Origin of the sequence: Bacillus sp. MUM 116, from assembly GCF_001866655.1 — a bacterium.
In the GTDB taxonomy this organism is placed as follows: domain Bacteria; phylum Bacillota; class Bacilli; order Bacillales; family Cytobacillaceae; genus Neobacillus.
The window spans coordinates 1-12,087 of the sequence record NZ_MLYR01000120.1; the positions used below are offsets into that span (position 1 = coordinate 1).

Here is a 12,087-nt window from a genome sequence, read left to right on the forward strand (position 1 = left end):
CAAATGTTCTTACGAAAAGATGCCACGAAGCATTTAGGTATACGGGTTGACGGACTTATACGAAAAACAAAATTTATGCGAAAATAGCCTTTACTAATAACAAACTGTTATTAATTTTATTAAAATTAGTTAATTTTCATTATATATAAACTCTTCTATAATTCATATTAAGTTAAATCACAAAGGGGATGATTAGTTTGAACACGACTAGACAAAGTATAAAAAACAAATTTGATGAAAATGCATCTTCTTATGATGATCAAAGAAGAAAGTTAATTCCATGTTTTGATGATTTCTATTCCATTCCGATTTCTATCCTTAACACAAATACTGAGGCCCCTTCAGTTCTGGACATTGGTGCTGGAACGGGACTATTTTCATTTTTTCTAAAAGAAAAGTACCCGGATGCCCGCATGACCTTAATTGATTTATCCGAAAAGATGATGGATGTTTCAAGAGCGCGATTTAGCCATTACCAAGATATTCACTATATTGTTGCGGATTATACTGAACATTGTTTCGAGGAAAAGTTTGATATCATCATCTCCTCTCTTTCCATCCACCATCTGTCAGATGAAGAAAAACGAAAACTTTATGTAAAAATTTTCTCTTTGCTAAAAGAGGATGGAATTTTTATAAATGCTGATCAGGTGCTTGGGCATACAGAATTTATTGAATCGCTTTACAAAAATGACTGGAAAAATAAAATTGAAAACAGCGGTTTAAGGAAGCAGGAAATTGCGGCTGCTTATGAAAGAACGAAACTGGATAAAATGGCAACCCTTGAGGACCAAATTGGTTGGTTGAAAGATTGTGGATTTCAAGATGTAGATTGTATCTATAAATACTTTAACTTTGTGGTCTTGTTTGGAAGAAAGAATTAAACGAATTCACTAGAAAACCTGAGAAAATTCTCGGGTTTTCTATTCATTTCAAATTCGCCCATTTATGGTAGATTAGAATCAATCTGTACCTTGGTTAGTCATCATACGGCCAGATATAAAAAATTGCCGACTCCCCTTCACTCACTGCTTCATCATAACACTCAAGAGCATCCTCATTTTCCGGATCATCCTCATACTGTTCACGGGTGGCGATAAACTGTTCTTCAACCTTGATGACTTCCCAGCCTTCACTGTTCATGTAGCCTTTTGCTTTTGCTAATGCGAAGTTAACATCGATGGAATCCACCCAGCAACAAACATATGCACCCGCACAATCCTTTTTTTCCGGGTTATCTGAGAATGGTATGGCATCAAAAGTAAAATAATAAATCGGCATGGTATTCTCCCTTAAATAATCTAAGTCGCTTATTTATCTTGAGTAGTAGACCAATGGGCTGGGCGGGTAAGTGCCTTCGGCAATTTTGTGTTGGCATCACCCTTCGCTGCGTTAATCTGAGCTTGAGTAAGAAATAGGGTTCCGGTCAGGTTTGCACCGCTAAGGTCTGCATCCCGGAAATCCGCCCCAATCACGTCTGCCCCATATAAGTCAGTATCCTTAAGGTTGGCAGCAATAAGATAGGCTCCTCTTAAATTGGCCCCTTGGAGATTCGCTTTACGAAGATTTGCCCCAAACAGATTGGCACCCCGTCCATAGGTTTTCCGAGTATTTTTCGTGCCCTTTTGCTGACTTCCTATCTCAGTACGGACTAGTTCACTAGTCTTAAGCAATAGCTCATTTACTTCGGCACGGTGGGACGGCACATCTAATTCCATAAGAGATTCGGGACTAAGATAGGTAAGCTGTTCAGTTTTCTCGAACATGGATTTAAGCTCATTGTGGATGGACTGAGTTTCTTTTAACATCAACGCTTCATTCAAATATAAGAGCATCTCATGAAGCTGCTGCATCACTGGAAATACGTCAAACATTTGCTTTGCTGATTGTGGATGTTCACGCCAGTCATTTCCTTTAAAAGTAATTTGGGAAACTTTTTGACCCGCCCCAAAGCATTCATATACCGTGCAGCCTTTAAACCCCTTCTGCCTAAGGTCTTTGTGAATGCTGCAGCGGAAATCGGCTTGAAGATTAGCACATGGACTGCCGCCTTCTTTTCCACTGGCAAAGTCTGTTGAAGCAGCAAATGGCAGGGCAACACAGCACAAACCGAAACAATTCTCACAGTCAGAACGAAGATGATCTTGATTCTTTAACAAAATGGGCACTTCCTTATTTATAAGTTTTGCTGGATTGTTGATATCTTCCGAAAATATGTTGATAACTTCAAAAAGTATGTCGATATCGAATGAATTTGTGTTGATATAAATAGAAAATATGTTGATATCCAGTAAATTTGTGTTGATATATAATTTAATCCCTTTGAAGATTAGTTGATTTCAATTAAATATGAAGCTATTTCTTTTATTTTGGCATTTTACCCTGCACTTGTGAAAGTGTAAATATCGCAAAAAGCATAATTTTTCTTATCAATTAAAATTATGGTACCGTATATACCGCCTTCACTTCCATGCGTAATGATTCTAATCCGCTCCTCGTAAAGACTTTTAACGCCTGAACCTCCTTGAAAAATAAGAAAACAATATTACAAGTATACCGGTTAATTGAATACTAAAACCTATTAAGGTAATGACAATGGAACGTGACAAATAATCATAATAATAAAAAGTCCCATCCCCTTGATATTTCATATAGTCCGTCCATTCCTCTGCGATGCTTGGACTATATACCATAAAAACCAGTCCGATAATCGTTAAACACGCTCCTAATGAGTATTTCCTACCCATTTAATCTTACTCCTTTCTTAATTAAACCCTTATTTAAAAAATTATTCTAGTAAACTTAAATTCGACATCATTCCATTTTTATCCTCCTTTTTAGGAAAAATTGGATAATTATAAAAACACTTTGATTATAAGGAATTTCTATCATACTTCCAGTAAAAACCACCTGACAAATGAAACCGCTTCCATTAAAATAAAAGTAAGAAATAGGAGAGGGGATAAAACAATGGAACTTTTATTAGAACTACGTGAACATAATCAGTCTGAAGAGCCTTGTGAAGAAGGTACCCCAAATAAAGAAAAAGAAGAAAATTTCGATATCTCCGATTATGACTATAATAAAAGATTGTGGTTTTAATATAAAGAAGTGTGTAAATTAGTTCTATATCCTATTATTCTCAAATATTTTATATGAAGATACCAAAATTCATATGAAATAGGTGAGAGTAACATGTTTGTTGTTTATTTTTTTGAAAATAAAAATCTTTTATTAACTCAGCTTCTTCGGCATGTTCCATCTGTTGGCGAGGATTTAAAAATTAAAGGCCGTAAAGGAAAAGTTTCGAGTGTTACCAATGTGGAAGAACAAAAGTTTCATGTGCAAATTGTTTTAGAAACCGTAAAAAAAACCACGCTTGTTTCAGCAGCTGATAATTCCAAAAAGAAAAAAAGATAACCTAAAAAGGGCGCACATTCTAAAATGTGTGCTTTTTTTACTATAATCACTTGAATGTATTAAATTAGAAATTTCCACATTTTTCAGGTTACAAAGTAACATAAGTTTTTACTTCTTATGAAAAAATAGGAACAAAAACAAAAGAAGGAAAATACATGAAAAAGCTATTTATTAGTATGATTTTGTCGATAGTCTTTTCCTCAGAAATCATGATTCCCCCGAATTTAATAAATATAGCATATGCACAACGAAAGCCCATTCCACCTTATGCTAAGTGGGGCGTTTTGGCAATGAATAAAACAAAAGAAAAGTATCCGAATGCGCAAATCATTGACTACCTCCATATTGGCAGAACTAGTGGACCCGCAACTACAACCGAAAAATTCAAGCTTTGGTTAAAAGAAAACGGAAAGGAATTTGGAGTTTTCATCGATATTGAGTTTAACAACAAAACGGAACAAGTGATGAAGGTTACCTTTAAAGAGACATCTAAATGATGGTGTTTTTTTAAAAACTCGTCTGTCTACAGTCGAGAGGCATCCTCAATTATACAGCTGAAAGTCTACGTGAAGCTTTCGAATTGATAAAAAAAGAGAAGAGTAGCTTAGTTAAACTAAAAAGCCCTGTCAGGCCTTATTACTTTTTTTCTTTACTTTTTATGTGTTACGCCAAACGTAAACCCATAGTACTGGACATTGATTATAAGATGGGGTGTTGAACAATAATTTTGTATAAACTTTTTCAAACTTGCAAATTTTAATTATTGTTGAGTTTTTATTTTCAATTCCAAACAAAATTCATATACCTAGGGGGTATTATCATGACACAACAAAACCAACAGCAACAACAGATGCAACAGGCTGTTCAATCTGCTCAAGCAAGTACAAACTCACAAAAACTTCAACAATCTCAACAACAAGTTCAGCAAGACCAAGATACAGCTAAATGGCAACAAAATGAGGTTGCAGCATTCAATTTACAATAGAACGGAAAAAAGGATCTTCCACCGAAGATCCTTTTATGCTGTTTATATTCTAGGGGGCTTACCAACATTTCGCGCTTTGTCGGCGGGATTAAGCGCCGGCTTGACATCGCCATGAGCCTGATCAGGAAGCCAGCAGTCATTTTTCTCGACGAACCGACGACAGGACTTGACCCTGAAGCGCAGATTGAAGACTGGGATACCGTCAAGGAGCTTGCCGGCGAAGGGTTTTATTTATTTTGATGATTTCTATAATTTAATTTCTTCCTACCTTGGATACATCTCCTAAACTGAGCACCTTATCTAAACCGTCATGTGGGATTTGAAACATCTATGAAACACGATTATACAAGGGGGAAAAGAATATGCCGATGAAAATTGGAACGGAAGATTTTCATCATCGGGTAGAGTCCGGTATTAATAATGCGTTTATGAGAGGTGCCGTTTCCAGTGCACAGGATCACTTAAGTTCAAGGAAGCTGATAGCAGCCAAAGAACTTGGCAACTGGGAAGAATGGCGTTCACATGGTGAGGAAATTCGTCAGCATGTCTTAGAAAACCTTGATTTTTATTTATACCAATTAAGTGAAAATGTTGCAAATAGAGGCGGTCATGTTTATTTTGCTAAAACAGCGGCTGACGCAAATCAATATATTCGTGAAGTGGTTGAAAAGAAACAGGCGGGTTAGAACGACCCAAATGGAAATACCAGCCTCAAGATGCTGTGCTAAAAGATGCAAGTTCCGATGAATTAGTAGAGGTTTTGATAAGACAATGTGCAAATATCCTTACAGACATTGTAGTTACGGACAAAATAGGATTAACTGAAGCCGTAAATAAAATGGTAGTGGGCTATGGCGGCGGGCCAATTTTGGCTTGGAAAGATCCACGGTTTGAGGAATATGGATTATCGCCCCTATTTAAAGAGAGATGGTCTGAAGAAGGGATTGAATTTCATGAGTGGGATTCATCTATCGGAGAAGAAAATATTAAGCGGGCAGATCAAGCAAATGTAGGCATTACGATAAGCGACATTACGCTTGCCGAATCCGGTACAGCTGTTCTTTTCAGCAGCAAAGACAGAGGACGGACCGTTAGCTTTTTACCCGCTACCACGATTATCCTGATTCCCAAAAGTACAATCGTGCCAAGAATGACCCAGGCTGCAAGAAAGATACGGGAAAAAGTAGAACGTGGTGAGCAAATTGCTTCATGTATTAATTTTATTACCGGACCGAGTAGCTCGGCAGACATAGAATCAAAGCTTGTTGTAGGTGTGCATGGACCTGTTAAAGCAGGTTATATTGTTGTTGAAGATTTATAGGAATGCAAACTGTCCCTGGTTTTTTGTTATTCGTTTGGGTGAAGTGTCATAATAAAACTTGTTAGTGACAAAATCCACAGCTCTTTCACTAAAACTTTCTATAATACCCCACTATGTAAAATCTCGGAGCCTTTTATTTGCGGATCTGTAGATTTCATTTGCGAATCAGAGCCTTTTATTTGCGAATCTGCAGGTTTTATTTGAGAATCAGCCCCCTTTATTTGCGAATTAAAGAATGTCCTAAAACCTCCATTATCTTATTTTCAGGCACAGTTATAACTGAATGTTGATTTCACTGTGTTTGAAAAATAAACGGTAAAATTCCGTTTGAATTGGGAAATACCCATATTTCCTTAAAAATAAAGGAAGTTTTTCCGTTCGTATTATCCAAATATTTGGATTTTGTCTTATTTAGAGCAGTTAATCGGAATATCTACGCTTATATCTGCTTCTTAAGCTTCCTCTTTATTCATTAGCAGGAAATTCTCCGCCTATGAATTCTGATACCTACACGAAAATCAACAATGAATAATAACAGAGCCTATTTTCAAAGGAGTTTCCTCTTTACCCACCGAAATTAATTGTAACCTTTTACAAACCTCAAACGATTAATGGATGAATGACTTCATCTGGGGAGGGATTTAGTTGAATGATTTTGAGAACTTGGAAGACAGTATTAGCGCCATCTACCGCCTACACTACTTAGACGTATACAGATTTCTGATTTGTTTTTCGGGGAATCAAAATGATGCGGAAGACATGACACAGGAAGTTTTTATTCGTGTACTGAACAATCTATCCAGTTTTAATAGCGGGAATCTAAAAACTTGGATTTTTGCCATCGCCAAGCATGTTGCGATTGATCATTACCGGAAAAAGAGATTTACCTCTATTTTCAAAGAGAATTATTTCAAGCAGCTTAAATCATCCGCAAGCGGTCCAAATGAGCAAATGGAACAAGATGAGTTAAAAAAATCCATTCATGATGCCATTTCCAAATTAAAGCCGAACCATCGCACCGTTGTTATCTTAAGAGGAATTAATGAATTCTCAATAAAGGAAACTTCGGAAATCCTTCAATGCAGCGAGTCCAAAGTGAAAGTCGACTATCACCGGGCCTTAAAAGACCTCAAAAAGAAGCTAAAGATAAATGTCGGGGAGGTTTTGGGGAATGCAAACTGAAAAAGAACTGTTCGACCTGATAAAGGAAACCTATCCAATGAATCCAAGACATGATTTTGTTTCCGCCACTGATACGAAACTCAGACAATCTGCAAAAAATTTATCAAAAAAACGGAAAATCAAACGAGCATCAATTGCTTCATTTGGTGCTGCCCTTTGCGCATTAGTAATATCCTGGATCTTCTTCTTTAATGGAAGTAATATGCTGAAGACTACCTTTTTCTCTATAGAAAATAATGCATCTCCATTGGTAAAAGAGCAGAAACCAGTCATCTTTATTTATCAGACACATAGTTGGGAGTCTTTTATTCCTGAAATCAACATAACAGACCCTGTAGAGGCTGTGGATTCATCAACCAATATAATATTAGTCGGAAAACGGCTAAGCAAAGCTTTAAATGAAAATGGTGTGAACACCATTCAAGATCAGAGCGATATACTTGGAATTTTAAAAGAAAGAGGTTTAACTGCTGATAATGCCTATGTCGTCTCAAAAGATTTCGTTAAAAGTGTTCTAGGAAAACATAAAAGCATTAAGATGGCTTTTGATATACACCGAGATTCAAGTAGAAGAAAGGTTACTACGATCAAAATACACGGAAAAGAATATGCTAGAATTGTTTTTGTAATCTCCAGTTCAAATAATCACTATAAGGAAAATTTACATTTTGCTAAACTGATTCATGAAAAATTAGAAAAAATGTATCCCGGTCTTTCACGAGGAGTTCTTTCAAAATCAAATGAAGACAACTTACAAAACACTTACAATCAAGACCTTTTAGGGAAATCAGCATTAATTGAGATTGGTGGAGTTGACAATACGTTGGATGAAGAATATCGTTCGGCAGATGCTTTAGCTAAGGTAATGAAAGAAATACTTACTGAGGAACAACTAAATAACTAATTTATAAAACAAAATGTTACTTTTCAATCGTATTGTCGTTTTTTTTGTCATCGAAAATGACGCATAGGAGGGGTACTGCAAACATTATCCGGGAACTTTGTATACTAAGAGGATTTTCAAACTAAAAAAGCCGATTCCCTAAATTTTAAGGAATTGGCTTTTTTTGAACTTCTTTATTCAACAAACTAATCAAGTATATACATATAGATATCCTGGCATACGCTTAGTGTCATAAAATCCTTAAACCAAGTGCTCTTTTATTTCAATAAAATAAACATACACAAGTTTGAATATGGCTGCTGCACTGATATTAAAACCTATAGTAATCTAATCAATTGATTTTGAATTATGTGTTTCACTTGATTGCGGTAAAGATTCCTGTGATATGGGTTGAACCTTTCTTATTTCAGTATTCTTACCTATTATAACGGAAAATACAACGATTACTGCAATTATTAGAGTGAACAATGTGATAGATTCATCTAGAAATACTGTTGCAAATAGAATCATTAAAAATGGTTGTAAGTATTGAATCTGACTAACTCTCGCAATTCCGCCCATAGCCATTCCGCTATACCAAGCAACATATGCTAAAAATTGACTAACCACTGCGAGATATATAAAACTAACCCAAGCTTGTATTGGGGCATGGAGCATTTCAGTTGTAAGGTTTAGCCCAACTGGAATAATAAAAAATGGCGCACCGATTAAAATGGCCCAGGCAATCACTTGCCAGCTGCCTAATTCTTTCGATAATCTCCCGCCTTCTGCATAACTTAGTCCAAGTATAATCACTGCTAGCAGTATAGCTAAATCGGCAAATTTTAATGAACCGAGTCCAAGATGAAGTGCATAAATAATAACAGCTACAGAGCCAATTACACTTGAAATCCAGAATTTGAGAGAAGGGATTTCCCTTGCTCTAACCATAGCAAATCCGGCTGTTGCTAATGGCAACAGAGCCACTTCCACAGCACCGTGAGAAACAGGCAAGGATTCCATTGCCCACGAGGTAAGAAGAGGAAATCCTAAAACTGCACCAACTGCAACAAGAAACAGACTTTTGATTTGGCGGAAAGAAGGCAGCTTTTCTTTTCGAACAATCAATATCACTGCCACTAAAATAGCAGCAACAACTGTTCTTCCCAAACCGACGATCGTCGTCCCAAAATACTCTACTGAAATACTTGTTGCAGGGAGCGTTAAGCTAAAGCAAATGACCCCCGCTAACCCCAATAATAATCCAAATTTCTCTCTGGCTTCTCTCTGCATCTTATCCCAACCCCTATCGTTATATTTGAATCACATCTGTACCATTTTCTGATTTCTTAGAAAACAGTTCTGTTATAATCAAAATAATAAAAGGTGCACAAAAAAAAATAAACCGTTCTTTTAGCCATCTGTACCATGACAGTTAAAGGAGGATAAATGTATGAGTGCCAAATATATAGAGATAATGGAAGAGATCAAGCATCGGCTAGCAGATAGGACAATTATTGCAGGAAGTAAGCTCCCTTCTGTTCGTCAGCTTTCTGAGCATTTTTCATGTAGCAAAAATACGGTCATTAAAGCATACGAAGAATTAGAAAAAGAGCATTTAATTTATTCTGTTCCTAAAAGTGGTTACTTTGTTGTGAATGAATTTCAAAATGCGACGAATGAAAATGAGGTGATTGATTTCTTGTCTGCTGGTCCAGATAAAAACGTTATGCCTTATCTTGAATTTCAACATTGTATGAATCAAGCAATTGAACAATATAAAGAAGAGCTTTTTACATACTCTGATCAACAAGGGTCTTACTCATTACGGGTACAGTTAATGAAATATTTGCAGAATTTACAGGTGTTCACTCAACCTGAAAGATTAGTCGTTGTATCTGGCTCACAGCAAGCTCTTAATTTATTAGTTTCTATGCCATTTCCAAATGGAAAAAACAATATTCTAATTGAACAGCCTACTTATTTCGGATTTATTGAGTCCATTACTCTGCACCAAGCTACTACCTTTGGAATTGAGTTAACGATGGAAGGGATTGATCTTGATCGTCTGGAATATATTTTTCGAAATAATGATATAAAATTCTTCTATATTATCCCGAGATTTCACAATCCTCTTGGACATTGTTACACGAATAGTGAAAAGAAAAAAATTGTTGAGTTAGCTGAAAAATACGATGTATATATAGTGGAAGATGACTTTTTAGGGGACCTTGATCCAAATGTAAAATCAGATCCTTTATTTTCTTTTAATCCTTCTGGGAGAGTGATTTATATTAAAAGCTTTTCGAAAATTTTTCTCCCAGGGTTAAGGATTGCTACTGTCGTTCTTCCTGCATTAATGATTAACAATTTTTTACGATATAAATTTAGTTCAGATTTTAACACTTCAGCACTTTCTCAAGGTGCTTTAGAAATCTATTTAAAAAGTGGTATGTATAATAGCCATCTCAAAAGAATAAAAGAGGTATACCGTACTAAAATGCAAACCCTTCAGGAAGCATGTGAATTATTACTTCCAGCTAATACTCATTTTTCTAAACCGACTTCAGGATTCTACCTATCCATAAGTTTGCCCGAGAATGTGACAGCAAAACAGGTAGTCCATACGCTAAATGAGCAGCATATATATGTTGATGATGCCTCTAGAATGTTTTTACAAGAGTATAGGAAGGAAAATATGCTTCGTCTGAGTATTTCTCAAGTTAACGAGAATCAAATTAAACAAGGAGTAGAACAAATTGCTCGATACATTGACTTCATTCATAACAGGAAAAATTATATTTTCCAGAGTCCACCTTCATTATTATGAGCTTAATCACGGAGGGCTCCTTTCTTAAAACGAAATACGTTTGGCTTGTATTTCTTTTTTTCAGCTAGAGAACGAGCTGCGCTCAAAACAGAAATTAGTAATTATAACGGGATGGATCAATTTGAAAATTATGAGGGAATGCGAGAGTTAATTCTTGTAACACGTGGGAACTTCTGAATACTAGATCTAATCAAAAATATTTTCCCTAAGAGCAGTGATAAACTTAATGGAAATGGTGGCCGAAATCTAACGGCCACCCTGCTTTTTAAAACGGCTTTAAAATCATCAACGCAATAATGATTAAAAAAATGAAGTTCTCAATGTTTTCAATCAGAAAAAGCCCCTTAGCCAACCGTTTATATTCTTCTGGAATTTCTTCACCTTTATGGGATTCCAACAAGGCTTTTATTGGTTTCGACTTTGGTGATAGTGCCAACGGGCCCATTGCCAATGAAATTAAAAAGAGAATAAGGCTTGTTACATACCAGCCCATCCTAAATAGTATCGGATTGAGAAATCCCATGGTTAAACCTGTTATTAACAATAATGTACCGCCCACCATCACAAAAATATGTAATTTATGTCTAATTTTATAAGAATGCCTTAATTCGGTCATGTTATTCCCCATTTTGACCACTGTCGTTAAAATAAAACCAGGTCCCATCCCGAGTATGGCTGAAAAAATATGTATGAAAACGATGAATTTGTAGAATGTCACAATATGTCCCCTCCATTCTCTGCTACCATTTTACCATAATTTTATGGAAACCCTGTGACAGAAATGGCAGATAAATTCAGGATTTTATCAATCTTCAAGAGGATTTATGACTGCCAATACCTGATGATCTTCCCATTTTCCATTGATTTTAACACTTTTAATAGCAATGCCCTCTTTATGGAAACCAGCCTTCTCCAGTACCCGAATCGAGCCAATATTATGAGGCATAACACCAGCTTCAATCCGATGCAGCTTTAATTCGTTAAATGCATAGTCTACTAACAGCTTTACCGCTTCAGTAGTATAGCCTTTTCCATTATGTATTTTATCTAAAAAATAACCTATGAAGGCACTTTGCAGCGACCCGCGGACAACCTGAAATAAGTTAATGGTCCCTATCAAGGTACCATCATCTTTAAAAATTCCAAAATTATAGGCTTGGTCGCTTAACTGGTCCTCTTCAAACCTCCGAATTCTTTCTCGCTGTGATTCAATAGAATAGAAATCTTTGCTTCGTTCCATCGAAAACCGTTCAAAAAAGTTACGGTTTTTTATCTGTATTCCCAGTAGTGCCGCAGCATCTTCTTCGACAAAAGGTCTATTGTAAATATGGATCCCTTTAAACATGTAATCTTCCTTTCTTTTAAACTTTACAATATTAACCTATATCCATTCTATTTGTTTTCAAGGGATAATAAAAGAAAAGGCCTCGATTAATAAAGGCTCTTTTCGTAAACTTTGTTGCTTT

The 12,087-nt window shown here is 36.0% G+C and carries 14 protein-coding genes and 3 pseudogenes; 11 read left to right on the forward strand and 6 right to left on the reverse strand.

The window, feature by feature from the left end:
- Positions 1-197 precede the first annotated feature (197 nt).
- The gene (locus BIV60_RS24370; RefSeq protein ID WP_371261588.1) at positions 198-884 is read left to right on the forward strand and encodes a class I SAM-dependent methyltransferase; all 687 of its coding nucleotides are present in this window, start codon (positions 198-200) and stop codon (positions 882-884) included.
- 94 nt (positions 885-978) lie between these two features.
- Here BIV60_RS24370 and BIV60_RS24375 read toward each other — a convergent pair whose 3' ends face one another.
- From BIV60_RS24375 to BIV60_RS24385, 3 genes are all read right to left on the reverse strand, one after another.
- Positions 979-1,281: a hypothetical protein gene (locus BIV60_RS24375; RefSeq protein WP_071358295.1), complete on the reverse strand. Its 303-nt coding sequence runs from the start codon at positions 1,279-1,281 to the stop codon at positions 979-981.
- Positions 1,282-1,310: 29 nt separating this feature from the next.
- Positions 1,311-2,159, reverse strand: a complete 849-nt coding sequence (locus BIV60_RS24380; RefSeq protein ID WP_256218537.1) for a pentapeptide repeat-containing protein — start codon at positions 2,157-2,159, stop codon at positions 1,311-1,313.
- 348 nt (positions 2,160-2,507) lie between these two features.
- A complete protein-coding gene (locus tag BIV60_RS24385; RefSeq protein ID WP_071358297.1) occupies positions 2,508-2,747 on the reverse strand; it encodes a hypothetical protein in 240 nt (79 codons plus the stop codon).
- Positions 2,748-2,970: 223 nt separating this feature from the next.
- On the opposite strand from BIV60_RS24385, the gene BIV60_RS30630 reads away from it, so the two are divergent.
- The 9 genes and pseudogenes from BIV60_RS30630 (at position 2,971) to spoIIP (ending at position 7,812) form a co-directional block, all read left to right on the forward strand.
- Complete coding sequence (locus BIV60_RS30630) at positions 2,971-3,102, forward strand: hypothetical protein (protein WP_256218539.1); 132 nt, start codon at positions 2,971-2,973, stop codon at positions 3,100-3,102.
- A 93-nt stretch (positions 3,103-3,195) separates the two neighbouring features.
- Positions 3,196-3,420, forward strand: coding sequence for a hypothetical protein (locus BIV60_RS24390; RefSeq protein WP_071358298.1), 225 nt, complete (start codon positions 3,196-3,198; stop codon positions 3,418-3,420).
- A gap of 155 nt (positions 3,421-3,575) precedes the next feature.
- Entirely contained in the window at positions 3,576-3,917 is a 342-nt protein-coding gene (locus BIV60_RS24395) for a YqzG/YhdC family protein (protein WP_071358299.1), read from the forward strand.
- Between the two features lie 323 nt (positions 3,918-4,240).
- Positions 4,241-4,405 carry a hypothetical protein gene (locus BIV60_RS29920; RefSeq protein ID WP_177177393.1) on the forward strand — a complete coding sequence of 55 codons (165 nt, stop codon included), beginning with the start codon at positions 4,241-4,243 and terminating at the stop codon, positions 4,403-4,405.
- Between the two features lie 72 nt (positions 4,406-4,477).
- Positions 4,478-4,630, forward strand: a pseudogene (locus BIV60_RS29295) (ABC transporter ATP-binding protein); the annotation flags it as partial.
- Positions 4,631-4,767: 137 nt separating this feature from the next.
- Positions 4,768-5,079, forward strand: a pseudogene (locus BIV60_RS24400) (LUD domain-containing protein); the annotation flags it as partial.
- Positions 5,080-5,087: 8 nt separating this feature from the next.
- Positions 5,088-5,726 (forward strand): annotated as a pseudogene (locus tag BIV60_RS24405) (LutC/YkgG family protein); the annotation flags it as partial.
- A gap of 645 nt (positions 5,727-6,371) precedes the next feature.
- Positions 6,372-6,908, forward strand: a complete 537-nt coding sequence (locus tag BIV60_RS24410; protein WP_071358301.1) for an RNA polymerase sigma factor — start codon at positions 6,372-6,374, stop codon at positions 6,906-6,908.
- Positions 6,898-7,812: a stage II sporulation protein P gene (spoIIP, locus tag BIV60_RS24415; protein ID WP_071358302.1), complete on the forward strand. Its 915-nt coding sequence runs from the start codon at positions 6,898-6,900 to the stop codon at positions 7,810-7,812. The genes BIV60_RS24410 and spoIIP overlap by 11 nt, the downstream gene beginning before the upstream one ends.
- Before the next feature lie 327 nt (positions 7,813-8,139).
- Here spoIIP and BIV60_RS24420 read toward each other — a convergent pair whose 3' ends face one another.
- A complete protein-coding gene (locus BIV60_RS24420) occupies positions 8,140-9,084 on the reverse strand; it encodes a DMT family transporter (protein WP_071358303.1) in 945 nt (314 codons plus the stop codon).
- Positions 9,085-9,244: 160 nt separating this feature from the next.
- Here BIV60_RS24420 and BIV60_RS24425 point away from each other — a divergent pair, with 160 nt between their 5' ends.
- Complete coding sequence (locus BIV60_RS24425; protein ID WP_071358304.1) at positions 9,245-10,621, forward strand: aminotransferase-like domain-containing protein; 1,377 nt, start codon at positions 9,245-9,247, stop codon at positions 10,619-10,621.
- A gap of 265 nt (positions 10,622-10,886) precedes the next feature.
- Here BIV60_RS24425 and BIV60_RS24430 read toward each other — a convergent pair whose 3' ends face one another.
- Entirely contained in the window at positions 10,887-11,339 is a 453-nt protein-coding gene (locus tag BIV60_RS24430; RefSeq protein WP_071358305.1) for a DUF2269 family protein, read from the reverse strand.
- Between the two features lie 87 nt (positions 11,340-11,426).
- Positions 11,427-11,966, reverse strand: a complete 540-nt coding sequence (locus BIV60_RS24435; protein WP_071358306.1) for a GNAT family N-acetyltransferase — start codon at positions 11,964-11,966, stop codon at positions 11,427-11,429.
- Positions 11,967-12,087 lie beyond the last annotated feature (121 nt).

Coding starts and splice junctions, on each gene's coding strand:
- BIV60_RS24375 (WP_071358295.1), bottom strand. CDS start 1,281: ATGCCGATTTATTATTTTACTTTTGATGCCATACCATTCTCAGATAAC.
- BIV60_RS24385 (WP_071358297.1), bottom strand. CDS start 2,747: ATGGGTAGGAAATACTCATTAGGAGCGTGTTTAACGATTATCGGACTG.
- BIV60_RS30630 (WP_256218539.1), top strand. CDS start 2,971: ATGGAACTTTTATTAGAACTACGTGAACATAATCAGTCTGAAGAGCCT.
- BIV60_RS24390 (WP_071358298.1), top strand. CDS start 3,196: ATGTTTGTTGTTTATTTTTTTGAAAATAAAAATCTTTTATTAACTCAG.
- BIV60_RS24395 (WP_071358299.1), top strand. CDS start 3,576: ATGAAAAAGCTATTTATTAGTATGATTTTGTCGATAGTCTTTTCCTCA.
- BIV60_RS29920 (WP_177177393.1), top strand. CDS start 4,241: ATGACACAACAAAACCAACAGCAACAACAGATGCAACAGGCTGTTCAA.
- spoIIP (WP_071358302.1), top strand. CDS start 6,898: ATGCAAACTGAAAAAGAACTGTTCGACCTGATAAAGGAAACCTATCCA.
- BIV60_RS24420 (WP_071358303.1), bottom strand. CDS start 9,084: ATGCAGAGAGAAGCCAGAGAGAAATTTGGATTATTATTGGGGTTAGCG.
- BIV60_RS24425 (WP_071358304.1), top strand. CDS start 9,245: ATGAGTGCCAAATATATAGAGATAATGGAAGAGATCAAGCATCGGCTA.
- BIV60_RS24435 (WP_071358306.1), bottom strand. CDS start 11,966: ATGTTTAAAGGGATCCATATTTACAATAGACCTTTTGTCGAAGAAGAT.